General features: G+C 70.7%; 17 protein-coding genes. 12 read left to right on the top strand and 5 right to left on the bottom strand.

Going from position 1 to position 17486, the window contains the following annotated elements:
* Positions 1 to 15: 15 nt before the first annotated feature.
* The 3 genes from OG344_RS18960 to OG344_RS18950 all read left to right on the top strand — a co-directional run bounded on the left by OG344_RS18960 (position 16) and on the right by OG344_RS18950 (position 1780).
* A complete protein-coding gene (locus OG344_RS18960) occupies positions 16 to 675 on the top strand; it encodes a RadC family protein (protein WP_405084227.1) in 660 nt (219 codons plus the stop codon).
* Positions 676 to 772: 97 nt separating this feature from the next.
* The gene (locus tag OG344_RS18955) at positions 773 to 1255 is read left to right on the top strand and encodes a GntR family transcriptional regulator (RefSeq protein ID WP_405084226.1); all 483 of its coding nucleotides are present in this window, start codon (positions 773 to 775) and stop codon (positions 1253 to 1255) included.
* A gap of 45 nt (positions 1256 to 1300) precedes the next feature.
* Positions 1301 to 1780 (top strand): GntR family transcriptional regulator, encoded by a 480-nt coding sequence (locus OG344_RS18950; protein WP_405084225.1) that lies wholly within the window; start codon positions 1301 to 1303, stop codon positions 1778 to 1780.
* 65 nt (positions 1781 to 1845) lie between these two features.
* On the opposite strand, the gene OG344_RS18945 is transcribed toward OG344_RS18950, so the two are convergent.
* The 3 genes from OG344_RS18945 to OG344_RS18935 all read right to left on the bottom strand — a co-directional run bounded on the left by OG344_RS18945 (position 1846) and on the right by OG344_RS18935 (position 4053).
* Positions 1846 to 2469 (bottom strand): DJ-1/PfpI family protein, encoded by a 624-nt coding sequence (locus OG344_RS18945; protein WP_405084224.1) that lies wholly within the window; start codon positions 2467 to 2469, stop codon positions 1846 to 1848.
* Positions 2466 to 3437, bottom strand: coding sequence for a GlxA family transcriptional regulator (locus OG344_RS18940; RefSeq protein ID WP_405084223.1), 972 nt, complete (start codon positions 3435 to 3437; stop codon positions 2466 to 2468). The genes OG344_RS18945 and OG344_RS18940 overlap by 4 nt, the downstream gene beginning before the upstream one ends.
* A gap of 130 nt (positions 3438 to 3567) precedes the next feature.
* Positions 3568 to 4053, bottom strand: a complete 486-nt coding sequence (locus tag OG344_RS18935) for a MarR family winged helix-turn-helix transcriptional regulator (protein WP_405084222.1) — start codon at positions 4051 to 4053, stop codon at positions 3568 to 3570.
* A 251-nt stretch (positions 4054 to 4304) separates the two neighbouring features.
* On the opposite strand from OG344_RS18935, the gene OG344_RS18930 reads away from it, so the two are divergent.
* Positions 4305 to 5687: a PHB depolymerase family esterase gene (locus tag OG344_RS18930; RefSeq protein ID WP_405084221.1), complete on the top strand. Its 1383-nt coding sequence runs from the start codon at positions 4305 to 4307 to the stop codon at positions 5685 to 5687.
* Between the two features lie 61 nt (positions 5688 to 5748).
* On the opposite strand, the gene OG344_RS18925 is transcribed toward OG344_RS18930, so the two are convergent.
* Positions 5749 to 6654, bottom strand: coding sequence for a PaaX family transcriptional regulator C-terminal domain-containing protein (locus tag OG344_RS18925; RefSeq protein ID WP_405084220.1), 906 nt, complete (start codon positions 6652 to 6654; stop codon positions 5749 to 5751).
* 107 nt (positions 6655 to 6761) lie between these two features.
* Here OG344_RS18925 and OG344_RS18920 point away from each other — a divergent pair, with 107 nt between their 5' ends.
* The 8 genes from OG344_RS18920 to OG344_RS18885 all read left to right on the top strand — a co-directional run bounded on the left by OG344_RS18920 (position 6762) and on the right by OG344_RS18885 (position 14633).
* Entirely contained in the window at positions 6762 to 7679 is a 918-nt protein-coding gene (locus OG344_RS18920; protein ID WP_327044612.1) for an SDR family NAD(P)-dependent oxidoreductase, read from the top strand.
* Entirely contained in the window at positions 7676 to 8560 is an 885-nt protein-coding gene (locus OG344_RS18915; protein WP_405084219.1) for an amidohydrolase family protein, read from the top strand. The genes OG344_RS18920 and OG344_RS18915 overlap by 4 nt, the downstream gene beginning before the upstream one ends.
* Complete coding sequence (locus tag OG344_RS18910; RefSeq protein WP_405084218.1) at positions 8557 to 9015, top strand: MaoC family dehydratase; 459 nt, start codon at positions 8557 to 8559, stop codon at positions 9013 to 9015. The genes OG344_RS18915 and OG344_RS18910 overlap by 4 nt, the downstream gene beginning before the upstream one ends.
* A gap of 241 nt (positions 9016 to 9256) precedes the next feature.
* Entirely contained in the window at positions 9257 to 10669 is a 1413-nt protein-coding gene (locus tag OG344_RS18905) for an MFS transporter (protein ID WP_405084217.1), read from the top strand.
* A gap of 47 nt (positions 10670 to 10716) precedes the next feature.
* Positions 10717 to 12285, top strand: a complete 1569-nt coding sequence (locus tag OG344_RS18900) for an acyl-CoA synthetase (RefSeq protein ID WP_405084216.1) — start codon at positions 10717 to 10719, stop codon at positions 12283 to 12285.
* Between the two features lie 3 nt (positions 12286 to 12288).
* Entirely contained in the window at positions 12289 to 13350 is a 1062-nt protein-coding gene (locus OG344_RS18895) for a Rieske 2Fe-2S domain-containing protein (protein WP_405084215.1), read from the top strand.
* A 116-nt stretch (positions 13351 to 13466) separates the two neighbouring features.
* On the top strand, positions 13467 to 13631 hold the full coding sequence (locus OG344_RS18890) for a hypothetical protein (RefSeq protein WP_405084214.1): 165 nt from the start codon (positions 13467 to 13469) through the stop codon (positions 13629 to 13631).
* A 48-nt stretch (positions 13632 to 13679) separates the two neighbouring features.
* A complete protein-coding gene (locus OG344_RS18885) occupies positions 13680 to 14633 on the top strand; it encodes a PDR/VanB family oxidoreductase (protein ID WP_327044605.1) in 954 nt (317 codons plus the stop codon).
* A gap of 190 nt (positions 14634 to 14823) precedes the next feature.
* Here OG344_RS18885 and OG344_RS18880 read toward each other — a convergent pair whose 3' ends face one another.
* On the bottom strand, positions 14824 to 17385 hold the full coding sequence (locus tag OG344_RS18880; RefSeq protein ID WP_405089118.1) for a DUF222 domain-containing protein: 2562 nt from the start codon (positions 17383 to 17385) through the stop codon (positions 14824 to 14826).
* Positions 17386 to 17486 lie beyond the last annotated feature (101 nt).

Raw genomic sequence — 17486 nt, 5'->3', positions numbered from 1 at the left:
CGTCCGGAGGTGCCGATGCGTGTCAAAGACCTGCCCCTGGCCGACCAGCCCCGCGAGAGGTTGCTGGCGTCCGGAGCGGCGGCGCTCGCCGACAGAGAGCTGCTCGCCCTGCTGCTCGGCTCGGGCAGCAGGGGTGTGAGCGCCGTGGAGCTCGCCTCCCAGGTCATCGCCCACTGCGGCGACCTCGGAGAGCTGGCTCGCTCCGAGGCCCACCGGCTGCTCGCCGTACCGGGGGTGGGCCCGGCCAAGGCGGCCCGGGTGGCCGCCGCCTTCCATCTCGTACGGCGGGCCCAGGCGGAGCCGGAGCGGAGCAGGATCACCTGCTCGGCCGACATCGCCTCGGCCGCCGCTCCCCTGCTGCACGGGCACCCGCGCGAGCGGCTCGTCGTGATCGTCTGCGACGGCCGCGGCGCGGTGCTGCGGCGCACGGTGCTCAGCGAAGGCGGCAGCGACCATACACCGGCGCCGGTCCGGGACATCGTCACCACCGTCCTCCTCTCCGGCGGGGCCGCCTTCGGCCTCGCCCACAACCACCCGAGCGGATCGCTCGATCCCAGCCCCTCCGACGTCGAGGTCACCGCCCGCCTCCACGAGGCCGCCGACACCGTCGGCCTCCGCTTCCTCGACCACGTGATCGTCACCGACACCGCCTGGCGCCGCGTTCCGGGGCCATAGTACGTCTAGTTGTATTGCCTTGCCCAGGACAAGCGTGAACGCCTATTCGGGCATCTTCATACAGAGAGGTGCGTAATAGGTCGTCTACGCTTCGAGCGTGCTCGACCATGACGGTGACACCCATCTGTACGTCCAGATCGCTGAGATCATCCGCGAGCAGATCCAGCGAGGCGACCTCGCGCCTGGACGGCCCATCCCAAGTGAGGCCGCCATCCAGAGCGAGTTCGGGGTGGCACGGACGACCGCTCGGCGAGCCGTCCACATGCTGCGCGAAGAAGGCCTGATCTACACGGTGCAGGGCGAGGGCACATTCGTCGCCGCACCGGACAGCGCGCCGCGGGAACCACGCAAGCTTCCGATGTATCGGAAGATCGCCGAGGACCTCGTCCAGGAGATCCGGAGCGGAGACCTGCGACCTCGGCGTCCCGTACCGAGCGAGACGGCTTTGGTGCAGAGATACGAGGTGGCACGCGAGACGGTCCGCAGGGCGATCGGCCGCCTTCGCGATCAAGGCTGGGTCTACACCGTCCCTCAACGAGGGACCTTTGTCTCAGCAGAGGACAAGTGGCCGGAGGATTAGCGGGTTTCCTTCGTCTAGTCGTCTGGGCCTGTCTAGAGTCAACCCATGTTCGACCGCGAGGGTCCGGTACCCGTCTACAAGCAGATCGCCGAACTCATCCACGCGCAGATCCGTCATGGCGAGTTGATCGAGGGCGACGCCATCCCGAGTGAGGCGGAGGTGGAAGCGGAGTACGGCGTGGCTCGCGCCACGGCACGACGAGTTACCCGGGAACTGAGGGAACTCGGCCTCGTTCAGACCCAGCCAGGTCTGGGAACCTTCGTCGGCGACGGCGCTGTCTACCGTCCCCGACGACGACCACTGCTTTACGAGCAGCTGGCGAAGGAGATCGCGGAACGTATCGAGCGCCGGGAACTGAAGACGAATCGGCCGATCCCGAGCGAGAAGTCGCTCATGCAGCAGTATGGCGTGGCCAAGGCAACGGTGCGGCAGGCTGTCAAGTTCCTCCGGGACCAGGGGTATGTCTTCACCGTCCCCCACCGCGGCACGTACGTGTCCTCGCCGGAGAAATGGCCACAGGACTGACCGCGTGGCCGAAGGCATCATCAGGCGGCGCGGTCGCCCGTCGGAAGCACGGCAGGCCGCCGGGCTCAATTGATTAGCGCCATCGCCTTGTCGGTCAGGCAGGCCGGGGCGGTCTTCGGGCTTCCGGCGGCGAAGGGGGGCTGCGGGTCGTACTCGATGGCGAGTTGCACGGACTGGGCCGTCTCCTCGTCGCGGATCGCGGCCAGCAGGGTGAGGGCCATGTCGATGCCCGACGACACGCCGGCCGCCGTCACGATCTTCCCGTCGGTCACCACACGCTCGCTGACCGGCTCGGCGCCGAACCCGGCGAGCTGGTCGAGCCATCCCCAATGGGAGGTGGCCTTCCGGCCCGTCAGCAGCCCGGCCGCGCCCAGCAGGAACGAGCCGCTGCACACCGAGGTGGTCCACCGTGTCCGTTCGTGCGCCCGCGCGATCCAGCCCAGCAGCGCGGCGTCGGACAGCGCCTCGATCGTCCCGGGTCCCCCCGGCACGACGATCACGTCCGGTGCGGGCAGGTCGGCGTACGACGCGGTGGCCGCCAGGGTCAGGCTCCCCCGGTCGTCGAGCACCGGCCCCGGCTCGGCCGCGACGAACGTGACCGTGCAGCCGGGCGCGAAGGCCAGCACCGTGTACGGCCCGACGGCGTCGAGGGCGGTGAACCTCGGATAGAGGGGGATGGCGACGTTCATTTGCTGGTCTCCTTCGATCGGAACCGGCGGCGGTAGTCGCCGGGTGAGACACGCCAGTGGCGGCGGAAGACGCGATAGAGGGTCTCGGGAGCGCCGAGCCCCGTCTCCCTGGCGACCCTGTCCAGGGGGTGGGCGGTCGTCTCCAGCAGCCGCCGGGCCGCGTCGGCCCTGCTGCGTTCGACGTACCTGCCGGGCGAGACCCCGGTCTGCTCGGTGAAGACACGGGAGAAGTGCCGCTCGCTCATCCCCGCCCGCCGGGCGAGCGCGGGCACGCTGAGGTCCTCGGCGGGGTTGGCGTCGATGAACGCCTGGATCTCACGCAGCGGCTCTGCGCGCGGGACGGCGGCCCGCATGGGGGCGCTGAACTGGCTCTGTCCGCCCGGCCGGTGCAGATACACCACGAGCCCCCGGGCCACGTTCCGGGCGAGCCGGTGGCCGTGATCGCCGGCGACGAGCGCGAGGGCGAGATCGACGCCCGAGCTGACCCCGGCCGAGGTCCAGACATTCCCGTCCCGGATGTAGATCGGATCGGCGTCCACCTCGACGTCCGGATAGCGGTCGGCCATCTCGCCCGCCACCAGCCAGTGGGTGGTCGCGCGCCGGCCGCGCAGCAGTCCGGCCTCCGCGAGGACGAAGCTTCCGTTGCAGACGGAGGCGACCCGGCGCGCCCCTGCGGCCAGCCGGGCGACGCCGCCGATCAGCTCCCGATCGCCCAGGTGCTCCGGCACGGACAGCCCGCCCACGACGAGCAGGGTGTCGATCGGGCCCGCGACCTCGCCGATGGCGGTCTCCGCGAGCGTGACGATCCCGTTCTGGGCCGGCACGGCCCCGGCGCGCACGGCCGTCACCTCGACGCGGTAACCCTCCTCGCGGGCGAGCAGGTTCGCGGTCGCGAAGACGTCCGCCGGCCCGGCCAGATCGAACATCTGGAAGCCGTCGAAGACCACGATGACCACACGTCGGACCACACGTCGGACCACCCGTCGTTGCATGCCCTCGATGCTTCCCGGCGGGGCATCATGGCGTCAACGACACGGTTATTGCACATTACGCCATCAGGCAGGCGCGCTCCCCGACGCCGGACGGAACCCGCGGAGATCAGTGCGTGTCGAGGTGGGCGCCGGTGCGCAGGGTCCGGGCGCAGAGGGTCAGACCCTCCCTGAGCGTGCCGCGCATCGTGGCGTCGACCTTGGCGAGCATGACCGTCTCGATGTCGTCGAGCGAGCCGTCGCACCGCTGCAGCACCGACACGCCCTCGGAGGTGAGGCGGGCGCACAGCACCCGTCCGCCGGCCGGGTGCGGGTCGCGGCGGATCAGCCCGCGCCGTTCCAGGTCGCGGATGACCAGGTTCATCGCCTGCGGCGTGACGAAGGCGATGCGGGCCAGTTCCGCCGACGACAGCCCGTCACGTGTGCGAAGCTCGCTCAGGGCCATGTACTCCGTCGTGGTGACGCCGTGCCGGGCGAGTGAGTCGTCCAGGTGGGCTCGGATGCGACGCTCCAGTCGGAACACCAGGTAGCTCAGACGGGGCGCCGGAGCGCTCTGCGGGGCGGCCGGAGGGGTGCGGGAGGCGATCACCAGCATGACGATACCTCCCGGCCTTCCGGATGTAAGTTTCGCACTCCTATATCAAGTCACTTGATAGCAAAGTGCTTGATATGCAGCGAAAACTAGTTTCGCGCGGACGTGCCCGATCATGGCCCTCCGGGCCGACTCTTGACCATCGGCCGAACCTCCTCATATACCGGCTGACGTCAAGTTTTGCAACGCACGGCGCTTCCGGAAAAGGCGCGCCGGAAAGCGGGACCTCCGCACGTCCAGCAGAGGAGGAGCGAATGAAGCGATTACTCGCCGTACTCGCCGGTGTCTGTGCCGCGGTGCTGTACGCCGCCGTGACCCTGGTGTCCGCGCAGTCGGCCGCCGCGGCCACGCTGACCGAGGTGACGAACTTCGGCGCCAACCCCGGCAACCTGCGGATGCACCTGTACGTGCCGAACACGGTGCAGTCGAACCCGGCGATCGTGCTGGCCATGCATCCGTGCGGCGGCTCCGGGCCGGGCTTCTACTCGTCCAGCGAGTTCGCGTCGCAGGCCGACCGGTACGGCTTCATCGTCATCTACCCGTCGGCCTCGAAGAAGAGCAACTGCTTCGACAACTGGTCCGACGCGTCGAAGGTGCGCGGCGGCCAGACCGACCCGGTGTCGCTCATGTCGATGATCACCTACGTCGAGTCGCAGTACCACGGCGACCCGAACCGGGTGTTCGCGACCGGCAGCTCCTCGGGCGCCATGATGACCAACGCCATGCTCGGCCTCTACCCGGAGGTCTTCAAGGCGGGCGCGGCGTTCATGGGCGTGCCGTTCACCTGCTTCCCGAACGAGGCGGCGTACAGCCCGGGCGGCAACTCCGCGCCGTGCATCGGCAAGACCGCGCAGCAGTGGGGCGACGTCGTGCGCAACCAGAACCCCAGCTACCGGGGGCCGTGGCCGCGCATGCAGCTCTGGCACGGCACCAGCGACAACGTGGTCGCCTACTCCGAGCTGGAGGAGGAGATCAAGCAGTGGACCAACGTGAACGGCCTCAGCCAGACGCCGACCAGCACGGACACCCCGCAGTCGGGCTGGAGCCGCCGCCGCTACGCCGACTCCTCCGGCACGGTGAAGGTCGAGGCCTACACCATCCAGGGCGCGGGTCACAGCCTCCCGTCGGGCGGGATGGCCGCCGTCGCCATCCAGTTCTTCGGCCTCACGGGCACCAGCCAGAGTCCGAGCCAGAGCCCCAGTCAGAGCCCTAGCCAGAGCCCGAGCCAGACCCCCAGCAGGACGCCCAGCTCGACCCCGAGCGCGACTCCCTCGGTGACTCCCTCTGCGACTCCCTCGGTGACCCCGTCGGACCCGCAGACCGGTGCGTGCCGGGTCAGCTACCGCCCCAACACCTGGAACAACGGGTTCACGGCGGACATCACGGTCACCAACACGGGTGCCGCGATCAACGGCTGGACGGTCACCTGGAGCTGGCCGGGCAACCAGCAGGTCACCAGCGCCTGGAACGCCACGGTGACCCAGTCCGGCACGCAGGTGACGGCGCGCAACGTCTCCTACAACGCCTCGATCCCCGCCGGAGGCAACACCAGCTTCGGCTTCCAGGGCACCTACAGCGGGACCAACACCACGCCGGCCCGCTTCACGCTCAACGGCACGGCCTGCGCCAACGGATAGCGATCGGACACCAGGTGCGTGCCCATCCCGGGCACGCACCACCCGTACGCCGGCTCGTAGGTCAGAGGGCGAGGGTGTCCAGGACGGCGCCGGCCGTCTCGGCGGCCCGCGGCTGGTAGTCGCGGGCGAGTGTCTGGAAGACCTGCTCGGCCCGGATCGCGGGCCAGTCCCCGGGCAGGTGCTCGGCCGGCAAGTGGGGATCCTGCCGGACGAGCTGCAGCCAGTCGGTGTGCAGCAGCAACTGCCGGGCGAGGTCGTCCGGCGCCTCCGGCAGGGGCAGGGAGGCGTCCCACCGGGCGAGGAACGCCCGGTAGCGGGCGGCGATCTGCTCGATGTCGAAGGCCTTGCGGACGAGGTCGGCCGCCTCGGTCGGCTTGAAGGCCCGGGCGGTCAGCACGGTGACGTGGTCGGCCATATCGAGGGATGCGTTGTCCGGGGATGCGTTGTCCGGGGATGCGTTGTCCGGGGATGCGTTGTCCGGGGATGCGTGGTCGAGGGAGGCGAGGATCTCGGTGACGTCCTTGGCGCCGGGCGCGATCCACAGCCCGCTCTGCAGCAGGCCGAACCCGCCCCAGACGAGCCGGGACCGAAGGTCGTGCCGGGTGCTGCGCCGGCTGTCCGGCAGCGAGAACCCGACCATGGTCCAGGTGCCGTCCCAGTCGCGGTTCACCGCCCCGGTCTCCCACACCCGCCTGCGCCCGTCCTCCAGCACCTCGGCGGCGTGCGGGGTGAGCGCGAAGTACATCTTGCGTCCTCGCCGGTGCCGTTCCAGCAGGTTCCGCTTCACCATACGGGCGAGTGTCGACCGTACGGCCTCCTCGGAGACGCCGAGACGGGCGAACACGTCGATGACGCTGCCCGAGTAGATGGCGGTGCGGCGGTCCAGCGCGTAGATCCCGAGAAAGCTGAACATCAACGACTGGGGGCGCATGGAACCCGCCGTCTGGTCGTGGTCGCCGGTGCTCACAGCAGAAAGCGTAGACGTTTCCCCATGGAAGGCAAATCTTTGACGATGGTCACATAACTGCCATAGATTCGAACGGCGTCACGCTGCCCAATCGAGAGGTGGAGCACATGGATCTGTCGGGCAAGGTGGCCGTCGTCACCGGCGCGGGCCGGGGCCTCGGGCGCGCGTACGCCGAGGCGCTGGCGGCGGCCGGCGCGGCGGTGGTCGTGAACGACGTGGACGGCGACTCCGCGGCGCGCGTCGTGGACGGGATCACCGCGGAGGGAGGCAGGGCGGCCCTGGTCGCCGCCCCGGTCGGCTCCGCCGAGGTCGCCGACCGGCTGGTCGACACGGCCGTCAAGGAGTTCGGCCGGCTCGACGTGATGGTCACCAACGCCGGCATCCTGCGCGACCGGGTGCTGTGGAAGATGTCGGACGACGACTTCGACGCGGTGATCGGCGTGCACCTGCGCGGCACGTTCACCTGCGCCCGCGCGGCGGCGGTCCGGATGCGGGAGCAGGGGACGGGCGGCCGCCTCGTCCTCGTCTCCTCCCCCGCGGGCCAGCGCGGCAACTTCGGCCAGACCAACTACGCCGCGGCCAAGGCCGGCATCGTCGCCATGGCCCGCACCTGGGCGATGGAGCTGGCCAGGGCGAACATCACCGTCAACGCGATCGTGCCGGTCGCGGCCACCGAGATGACCCGGACGATCCCGGCGTTCGCCCCGATCATCGAGGAGGCGGAGCGGACCGGGCGTCCGTTCCCCGCATGGCTGCGTCAGGGCGAGGGCATGGGCACGGTCGAGGACGTCGCCCCGCTGGTCGTCTTCCTCGCCTCGGACGCCTCCGCGGACGTGACGGGCCAGGCCATCGGCATCGGCGGCGACCGGCTCGCGCTCTGGTCCCATCCGAGCGAGAAGTCGGTGGCGTACACCTATGGCGGCTGGTCGGCCGACGCCATCGCCGCCGCGTGGCCGGAGGGCGTCGGCGCCGAGCCCGAGACGTACGGCATCCCCGCGCCGGACGCGCCGAGGGGAGGCTCGTGAACGTCGAGGAGCTGGTCGCGATCGACGTGCACACGCACGCCGAGGTGTCGGCCGGCGGGCACGCCTCGCTGAGCGCGGAGCTGTTCGGCGCCTCCGAGAAATACTTCAGGGAACATCCGCGGCCGACGATCCCGGAGATGGCCGCCTACTACCGCGAGCGGAAGATGGCGGCGGTGGTGTTCACCGTCGACGCCGAGCACGCGACCGGCCACCCCCGCATCTCCAACGAGGAGGTCGCCGAGAGCTGCGCCGCGCACGCGGACGTGCTGATCCCCTTCGCCAGTGTCGATCCGTGGAAGGGCCGGGCCGGCGTCCGCGAGGCGCGCCGCCTCGTGGAAGAGTACGGCGTGCGTGGGTTCAAGTTCCATCCGAGCATCCAGGGCTTCTCCCCCGACGACCGCATGGTCTATCCCCTCTACGAGCTGATCGAGGAACTCGGCGCGATCGCGCTGTTCCACACCGGGCAGACCGGCATCGGCGCGGGCGTCCCGGGCGGGGGCGGCATCCGGCTGAAGCACTCCAACCCCATGCTGGTGGACGACGTCGCCGTGGACTTCCCCGAGCTCCGGATCATCCTCGCCCACCCGTCCTTCCCCTGGCAGGACGAGGCGCTGGCGGTCGCCACGCACAAGCCGTACGTCCACATCGACCTGTCCGGATGGTCGCCCAAGTATTTCCCGCCGCAGCTCGTGCGGTACGCGAACACGCTGCTCAAGGACAAGGTGCTGTTCGGGTCCGACTATCCGGTGATCACCCCGGACCGCTGGCTCGCCGACTTCGACCGGCTGGAGATCAAGCCGGAGGTCCGCCCGAAGATCCTCAAGGACAACGCCGCACGCCTGCTCGGGCTCGGCGGGCAGAAAGGGACGCGACAGCCATGACGACAACGGCCCATGGGCTCGACGAGATCGCCGCGCTCGCCGGCAAGGACCTCGGCCACAGCGGGTGGCTGGAGATCACCCAGGACCGGGTGAACACCTTCGCCGACGCGACCGGCGACCACCAGTGGATCCACGTCGATCCCGAGCGGGCCGCCAAGGGCCCGTTCGGCGGCCCGATCGCGCACGGATACCTGACCCTGTCGCTGGTCATCCCGCTGTTCAACGAACTGCTCGACATCCGGGGCGTGACGATGAGCGTCAACTACGGGCTGGAGAAGGTGCGCTTCCCCAGCCCGGTCAGGGTGGGCGCCAGGATCCGCCTCGCCGCCACCGTGGTGTCGGTGGAGGAGGTCCCCGGCAACGGCGTCCAGATGCTGCTCGATCTCACCGTGGAGGTGGAGGGATCGGCCAAGCCCGCCTGCGTCGCCCGCGCGGTCTACCGGCACTATGCCTGATCAAGCCTCCTGATCAAGCCTCCTGATCCCGCTGCCCTCGGCTCTTCATGCCCGTACAGGGTGTTTCGGCGTGCCGAAAGGCGGACGTGGGAGAGCGCCGCGGGCGTTCCGGCAGGCCGGAGAGACACCCTCTCCCGGCCCCCTGGCCAATATTTGGCAAAGTATTGACCTCCGTTATCGATCTGCCTAACCTCCGGACAAGAAAGCGACACAGCTCGCTCCCCGGACGAGGAGCTCGGTCATGCCAGAGACACCCCCCAGCCAGACCCAGCCCAGCCAGACCCAACTCCGACGCGCGGTGACCTCCAGCTTCATCGGGAGCGTCATCGAGTACTACGACTTCCTGCTGTACGCCACGGCCTCGGCCGTGATCTTCAACAAGGTCTTCTTCTCCTCCCTCGACCCGCTCGCCGCGACGGTCGCCAGCTTCGGCACGTTCGCCACCGGCTACCTCGCCAGGCCGCTCGGCGGCGTGCTCTTCGGCCACTTCGGCGACCGTCTCGGCCGCAAGCGCATGCTGGTGCTGACCATGACGCTCATGGGCGTCGCCAGCTTCCTGATCGGCCTCCTGCCGACCTACGACCAGATCGGCTCCCTCGCGCCGATCACGCTCGTCCTGCTGCGGATCCTGCAGGGCATCGCCGTCGGCGGCGAATGGGGCGGCGCGGTGCTGCTGTCCGCCGAGCACGCGACCGGCCGCCGCGGCCTGTGGGCGAGCTTCACCAACGCCGGCGCCCCGTCCGGCATGGTGCTGTCCACCGCCGCGCTCACCGGCACCGGCGCGGTCATGAGCGAGCAGGCGTTCCTGAGCTGGGGCTGGCGGGTGCCGTTCCTGCTCAGCATCGTCCTGCTGGCGGTCGGCCTGTTCGTCCGGCTGCGGGTCACCGAGACCCCGGTCTTCGAGGCCGCCAGAAAGGCAGCCGCCGGAGACGAGGCCTCCTGGAACCCGGCCGCCCGGAACCTGGTCGCGTGGCTCCGGAAGACACCGCTGTTCGACGTGCTCCGCAACCATCCGAAGACGCTGCTGCTCGCGGTGGGCGTCGGGCTGTCGGCCTTCGTGGCCCAGGGCACGCTCACCACCTATCTCATCGCGTACGGCGTGCGGGCCGGCTTCCCCCGGCAGGCCGTGCTCAACGGGCTCACGCTCTCGTCCGCGCTGGCCGTCGTGGCCATCGTGGGATGCGCGGCGTTGTCGGACCGCGTCGGGCGCCGTCCGGTCGTGCTGACGGGAGCGCTGCTGATGGCGGTGTTCGGCTTCGTCCTCTTCCCGATGGTGAACAGCGGCAGCACGGCCGTGCTCACCCTCGCCCTCGTGCTGGGCCAGTCGGTCCTGCACCCGTTGATGTTCGGCCCGCTCGCGGCCCTGTACACGGAGCTGTTCACCACCAGGAGCCGCTACACCGGAGCCTCTCTCGGCTACCAGATCGCCGGGCTCGGCGCCGGTCTGGCCCCGTTGCTGTTCGCACAGCTCGACGTGTCGTCCGGGGGCGGCGGGACCACGACGACCTCCACGATCATCGCCGCGTCCTGCGTGCTGACCGTGCTCTGTCTACTGGCCCTGCGCGAGACCAGGGGTCAGGACCTGACCTCGGTCACTGTGGTCGCGCCCGCCGCCGGCGACGTGCCCGGCGCGGCGAAGCCGTCCTCCGCCTGAGACCGTCCCTTCTACACCGTCCTCAAGGCGCGAAGGGGTTGCCACCGATGCGGAACGCCGGACTGGGAGGCTGGCCCGCCCGCCGGGCCCAGATGAGCCCGAACCGCACCGCGTTCGTCTTCGCGGACCGGCCGGTCAGCTACGCGGAGGTGCACGAACGGACGACGCGGCTCGCGTCCCGGCTGCGCGACGCCGGGGTGCGGGCCGGTGACCGGGTCGCCTACCTCGGCCCCAACCACGTCGCTTTCGCCGAGACCCTGTTCGCGACGCACCTGCTCGGCGGGATCTTCGTCCCGCTGAACTTCCGCCTGACGGCGCCCGAGATCGCCTACATGCTGACGGACTCGGGCGCCTCCGTCCTCGTCTACGCCCCGGAGTGCTCGGCGGTCGTCCGTGCCCTGTGCGCCCCGCCCGCCCTGCCGGGCCTCCGTACGGTCGTGGCGCTGGCGTCACCCGCGCCCGGCGAGACGGAGTTCGAGAGCTGGCTGTCGCAGGGCGACCCCACGCCGATCGACATCCCGGTGGCGCTCGACGACGTCGCCCTGATCCTCTACACCTCCGGCACCACGGGACGGCCCAAGGGCGCCATGCTCAGCCACGCCAACCTCGCGTGGAACTGCTTCCACATGCTGATCGGCGTCGACGTGGCGAGCACCGAGGTGACCCTGGTCAGCGCGCCGCTCTTCCACGTGGCGGCGCTGAACCAGACGCTGCTGCCGACCTTCCTCAAGGGTGGCATGTCCGTGATCATGCCGTCGTGGGACGTCGACCAGTGCTACGACCTCATCGAGAAGCACCGCGTCACCTGGATGTTCGGCGTCACCGCGATGTTCGCCGCGTTCGCCAGGTCGCCGCGGTGGGCCCACGCCGACCTGTCCTCGCTGCGTACGCTGATGTCGGGCGGGGCGGCGATCCCGGTCGCGTTGATCCGCGCGTACCAGGCGCGGGGGCTGACCTTCTGCCAGGGCTACGGGCTGACCGAGACCTCGCCGGGCGCGACCTTCCTGGAGGCGGGCGAGAGCGAGCGCAAGGTGGGCTCCGCCGGGGTGCCGGTGTTCTTCGCGAACGTGCGGGTGGTCCGGCCCGACCTGACGCCCGCGGCGGCGGGCGAGCCGGGCGAGGTGCTCGTGCGGGGGCCGAACGTCACCCCGGGCTACTGGCGGAACCCGGAGGCGACCGCCGCCGCGCTCACCGAGGGCGGCTGGTTCCACTCGGGCGACATCGGCGTCCTGGACGACGAGGGCCACCTCCACATCGTCGACCGGGTCAAGGACATGTACATCTCCGGCGGGGAGAACGTCTACCCGGCCGAGGTCGAGAACGTGCTGTTCGAGCACCCCGCCGTGGCGGAGGCCGCCGTGGTCGGGGTGCCCGACCAGCGGTGGGGGGAGGTCGGCCGGGCCTTCGTCGTCCCCCGCGCCGGGGCCGCCGTCGCCCCCGGCGACCTGCGGGAGTTCCTCCTCTGCCGGCTCGCCAAGTACAAGATCCCCGTCTATTTCGACATCGTCGACGCCCTGCCGAAGACCGGCTCCGGAAAGATCCGCAAACCCGACCTGCGCGGGCGGCCCCTCACCGCCGGCACCGAGGTCGGCGCTGAGGCCAGCACAGAGGAGTGACCAGTGATCGTCACGGAATTCGCGCGCGACCAGTGGTACGTCGCCGCGTACGGCCACGAGGTGGGCCGGCGGCAGCTCGGCCGTACCATCCTGAACGAGCCGATCCTGCTCTGGCGCACCGAGGACGGGCGGGCGGTGGCGATGGCCGACCGCTGCGTGCACCGCAGGTTCCCGCTGTCCGAGGCGCCCAGCCACCTCGTCGGCGACCGGGTGGTCTGCGGCTACCACGGCTTCACCTACGGCCCGGACGGCGTCTGCGTCGCCGTGCCCGCGCAGCGGCGCGTCCCGCGTACGGCACGGCTGCGCACCTACCCGGTGGTGGAGCAGGACTCGTTCGTCTGGGTCTGGATCGGCGACCGCGAGCCGGGCGCCACCCTGCCGCCGCGCGCGCCCTGGCTGGTCGCGCCCGAGTACGCCACAGTGTGCGGCATGGAGCCGCTGAACGCGCGGTACGGCCTACTCGTGGACAACCTCCTGGACCTGTCCCACGAGACCTACCTGCACGGCGGGTACATCGGCACGCCCGAGGTGGCCGAGACGCCGATCACCACCGAGGTCGACGAGGATGAGGGCGTCGTCTACGTCAGCCGGCACATGGACGACGCGGCGTGCCCGCCGTTCTACGCCGAGTCGACGGGCATCAAGGGACGGATCACCCGGTGGCAGGACATCGAGTATCACCCGCCGTGCCTCTACCTCCTGCACAGCCGGGTCGCCCCGGTCGGGTCGCCGCCGCCCGCCGCCGACGGCACGGACCCGCACGCCTTCCACGTCGAGGTCGTCTACGCGATCACCCCGTCGACGGACAGCAGCACCTACGACTTCTGGGCCGTCGCGCGGGACTTCGCGCTCGACGACGAGAAGGTCTCGGACTTCCTCCAGGAGAGCAACCGTACGGTCGTCCTGCAGGACGTGACCGCGCTGAACACGTTGGAGCAGGTCATCGCCGCCGAGCCGGACCGCTACCAGGAGCTGTCGGTGAATATCGACACCGGCGGCCTGGCCGCCCGGCGCCTGCTCGCCCGGATGGCCGGCTCCGCCTCCTCGCGGGCCGCCGCCCGATGAACCCGGGCGAACCCGGCGCACGGACGGGCCGCACTGACCGCACTGCCAGCACTGCCCACACTGCCGGCACCGCCCACACTGCCGGCACCGGCCGCACCGTCTACCGCATCCGCTGGGTGCCGGGCACCGACCGGCTGCACGCCACCTGCTTCTGCGGCGCGGAACGAGAGTTCGACGATCCCGTGGTCCTGTGGGACTGGCTGCTCGGCCACCCGGAAGGACACCGGGCCCGGCCGGCCGGAGCGGAGAACTCCCCGGCCCCGGCCACCGCGCTCGTCTGAGCTCACGCAGCCCACTCAGCTGCCCACTCACAGGAGGACCCGCGCGCCATGCCCCTGACGGAACCGGAGCTCGACCTGAAAGTGGCGGGCAGAACGTCCGTCGCCGAGGGGGTCGTGCTCCTGCGCCTCGTCCGGCCCGACGGCGGCCCGCTGCCCTCCTGGACGCCGGGCGCGCACGTCGATCTGCTGCTCGGCCCGGGCCTGGTCAGGCAGTACTCACTGTGCGGCGACCCCGGCGACGACCGCGCCTTCGAGGTGGCGGTGCTGCGGGAGCCGGTCGGGCGCGGCGGCTCCGCCCATGTGCACGACCGGCTCGCCGAAGGCGACACGGTGCGGGTGCGCGGCCCGCGCAACCACTTCGGCCTCGCCGAGTCACCCCGCTACCTCTTCGTGGCCGGCGGGATCGGCATCACCCCGCTCCTCCCGATGATCGCCGAGGCCGCGCGCCGCCGTACGGACTGGCGGCTGGTGTACGGCGGACGCACCCGGGCCTCGATGGCCTTCGCCGACCGGCTCGTACGGGACCATCCGGACCGGGTCGAGCTGTGCCCCCAGGACGAGACGGGCCTGCTCGATCTGGACGGACTGCTCGGCGTTCCCCTCGCCGGTGCCCTCGTCTACTGCTGCGGCCCGGAACCACTGCTGAGGGCGGCGGAGGAGCGCTGCGCGTCCTGGCCGCAGGGCGCGCTGCGCGTCGAGCGGTTCACCCCCGCGACCACGGACGGCGGTGAAGCCTCGGCCTTCGAGATCGAACTGGCCCTGACCGGGACGACGCTGACCGTGCCGGAGGACCGCTCGATCCTTGAGGTGGTCGAGGAGGCGGGCGTCGCCGTGCTGTCCTCCTGCCGCGAGGGGACCTGCGGCACCTGCGAGACAGTGGTGCTGGACGGCGTGCCCGACCACCGCGACAGCCTCCTCACCGAGGAGGAGCGCGCGGCCGGCGACGTCATGTTCGTCTGCGTGTCGCGTGCGCGCTCGCCCCGTCTCGTCCTCGAACTATGAGGCCGTCCATCTGCGGGCCCCCTATTGACAAACATCCCGCTCCCTCCAGTAGCTCCGCCCGGATCACCCGGCGAGACGCAGGCGCCGCCGACGGTCCGGAGGTTCACGCGCCCGGAACCGCACGCGATCCCGGGCGCGGCCAGCGAGGGCCTCTCCCGTTTCTGCATGTCAGCGGTGGTGGGGTCCGACATCATTCGCGTTTCCGGATGCTGCTGCGGGGGTTGCGGTAGGTGAAGGCCCAGCGGTCGTCTCCGATCGTGCGGCGGGTGTAGCGGGTGGGGTGGCGGTAGCGGTCGCGGTTGTGGAACTGGCAGGCCGGCCCGAGCAGCTTGAGGTCGGTCAGCCCGCCGCTGCTCCAGTTGTCGCAATGATCGACTTGGCACATGGTGGCGGGCAGGGGGCAGCCGTCGACCCAGCAGGTGGCGTACCGGGTGAAGACGGCCCGGCGCTGGGCCGGGGTGGCCAACCTGACCTTGCGGCCCATGTCCAGGACCTGCCCGGCGGCGTTCATCACGATCCTCACCAGGCTGCTGGTGCGGGCGAGCCGGTGCACGCTGGAGACGGGCAGCAGATGCCCGGTCGCCAGGATCAGCCCCGGCAACCTCCGCATCCACACCCCGGGCGGCGCATTGCCGCCCGCTCCCGGCGGACTGCTTCCCGGCGGCGCGTCGGCTCCCACCCCGGCCCAGGTGTCGCCTCCCGGCCAGGCGCCACCGCCAGGCCAAGCGTCGCCTCCCGGCCAGGCGCTCTCACTCGGCCGGGCACCACCGCCGTGGTCCACACCCGGCGGCGCATCGGCTCCCACCCCGGCCCAGGTGTCGCCTCCCGGCCAGGCGCCACCGCCAGGCCAGGCGTCGCCTCCCGGCCGGGCGCTCCCTTCCGCATCCGGCGGGGCGTCGGGCTCGGGTGGGGGATCAGGAGCATGCGTCTGCTTCGGGCGTGCCTGCTGCGGGGGTGCCTGCTGCGGCCGCGCTCGGTTTCTGCGGTGTCCTCGCTCGATGCCCTCTTCCTGAGTGCCGGGGTCGTCGTCAGAGTCGTCGTCAGAGTCGTCGTCAGAGTCGTCGTCAGGGTCGTCGGCGTGGTCGTTGGCGTGGTCCTGCTGGACGTCATCGCAGTCGCGCAGGTCGCCGTGCTCGTGGCTGTCGGTTGGGTCGAAGTGCGGCCAGGCGGCAGCCGGACCGTCCATGGGCGAGCTACCGGCGGCCGCGCGGCCGGTGACAGGCTCCTGCCCGTCAGCGCCCCCACACGCGCCCGCGCCCGCACCCGCGGCGGCACTGGAGGTGGCACGACAGGCGGCGCGGGAGGCGGCACGGGAGGTGTCGTCTCCAGCGGAGGGCGCGACGGTCGAGCAGCCGTCCTCGCCGGCTGAGCGATCATCGCCCGCCGGGGGCACGGTGACTGTGCGTTCGGGGCTGGTGGATGTGCGTTCGGGGCTGACGACCGATGGCCGTGTGCCCGGCTCCGCACCCGCTGGCTCTTCGTGTGGCTCTTCGTCTGGCTCTTCGTGTGGTTCTTCGCCGGCGGGCTCCTCAATGGTGGGCTCGCCGTCGTCGATGATGGGCTCACCCTCGTCGCAGGGAGTGCCACTCGGAGGGTCGTCGGGGAGAGACTCGGCGTTGACCAGCACCAGAAGCTCAGTCACGATCTTGTTCTCCAAGAACGCGATCAACGCGTCCGCGTTCCGCACACTCAACGGCCGGTCATCACCCTCGGCCTTGGGCTTGGCGTAGACGTCCAGCAGATGCTGCAACCGCGCGGCCGCCTCAACCGGCAGGTAGAACTCCCCCTCCAGCCCGCCGCCCCTGCGCCGGCGCACCCTAAAGAACCGGCGATCGAAATCCGCCTGCTCGTCCTTCTCATGCCCGTCAGGGTCCAGCACCGCCCGCAGATACCGCCCCGCCTTCGCCACCTCCGCCGCACCCGCCGAGTTCGCCAACTCCAGCAAAATCCGCTCAGCCGTCGCCGCCTGCTCATCGGTCAACCCCGCGGTGGCCATGCAGATCGCCTCCACGACCCCCTCCGCCAGACCACCCTCCGCGAACAGGCGACGCACCTCCGGCAGCCGATCCAACTCCATGCACATCGTCACCAACCGGCCCGCCCCCGCAGGGGTCATCCCCCCAGCGCTACCCAGCCACAACTTCGTGGACGCATGCCCATGGTTCTTCGCCTCCCCAGCCCGATGCACCCGCCCGACCCGGGCCGCCAACGCCGACGTGATCCGATCACGGACCGCAAGCAACTCCTCCGCCTCGGCCAGACACACACCCGCGTCCTCAGGCACCGGCACCAACGCCACCACCCGAGCCGCCTCACCAACAGCCGCCACCACCACCCACGACGACGACCCCGAGCCGGAAGCACCACCAAAGACACCATCAGACGCGCCGCCATCAGACGCACCACCAGGCGCGCTGCCGGGAGCGCTGCCGGGAGCGCTGCCAACGTCCGGATCACCCTGATCCCGGCCAGCATCGTCGTCCCGGCCAGCATCGCTCTGGTCTGCCGCCCGATCGTGGCCGGTGGCACCTCGGCCCGCATCCTGGTCCTGTCCCACGTCACCCGGACTGGCGGCAGGCGCGCCGTCAGATGCATCGCCAGGTGCACCGGCGGGACCACCGTCGGACGCCCCACCGGGAGCATCGCCACGAACACCTCCGGAAGTGCCGCCGGAAGCGAAGCCGTCGGCACTCCGGGCGCCGTCCGGAGAAGCACCACTCGCGGTCTCGTCACCTATGGGGTCGTCGTCCATGAGACCGAAACGATCCACAAAAGCACGAATAAGGGGAATCTTCACCGAGTCGCCGAACAGGCTCGCGTGCTTTGTCACCTCAGGCTCGACGATCGGCAGAT

Source organism: Microbispora sp. NBC_01389 (genome assembly GCF_045040095.1).
Classification (GTDB): Bacteria; Actinomycetota; Actinomycetes; order Streptosporangiales; family Streptosporangiaceae; genus Microbispora.
The sequence above is the reverse complement of the archived record's forward strand: the minus strand, read 5'-3'. Positions and strand labels throughout refer to the sequence as shown.

Bases quoted from the DNA above. Each gene is read 5' to 3' on its own strand.
- OG344_RS18905 (WP_405084217.1), top strand. From the start codon at position 9,257: ATGCCAGAGACACCCCCCAGCCAGACCCAGCCCAGCCAGACCCAACTC.
- OG344_RS18950 (WP_405084225.1), top strand. From the start codon at position 1,301: ATGTTCGACCGCGAGGGTCCGGTACCCGTCTACAAGCAGATCGCCGAA.
- OG344_RS18900 (WP_405084216.1), top strand. From the start codon at position 10,717: ATGCGGAACGCCGGACTGGGAGGCTGGCCCGCCCGCCGGGCCCAGATG.
- OG344_RS18945 (WP_405084224.1), bottom strand. From the start codon at position 2,469: ATGAACGTCGCCATCCCCCTCTATCCGAGGTTCACCGCCCTCGACGCC.
- OG344_RS18935 (WP_405084222.1), bottom strand. From the start codon at position 4,053: ATGCTGGTGATCGCCTCCCGCACCCCTCCGGCCGCCCCGCAGAGCGCT.
- OG344_RS18930 (WP_405084221.1), top strand. From the start codon at position 4,305: ATGAAGCGATTACTCGCCGTACTCGCCGGTGTCTGTGCCGCGGTGCTG.
- OG344_RS18960 (WP_405084227.1), top strand. From the start codon at position 16: ATGCGTGTCAAAGACCTGCCCCTGGCCGACCAGCCCCGCGAGAGGTTG.
- OG344_RS18910 (WP_405084218.1), top strand. From the start codon at position 8,557: ATGACGACAACGGCCCATGGGCTCGACGAGATCGCCGCGCTCGCCGGC.
- OG344_RS18880 (WP_405089118.1), bottom strand. From the start codon at position 17,385: ATGGACGACGACCCCATAGGTGACGAGACCGCGAGTGGTGCTTCTCCG.
- OG344_RS18885 (WP_327044605.1), top strand. From the start codon at position 13,680: ATGCCCCTGACGGAACCGGAGCTCGACCTGAAAGTGGCGGGCAGAACG.
- OG344_RS18920 (WP_327044612.1), top strand. From the start codon at position 6,762: ATGGATCTGTCGGGCAAGGTGGCCGTCGTCACCGGCGCGGGCCGGGGC.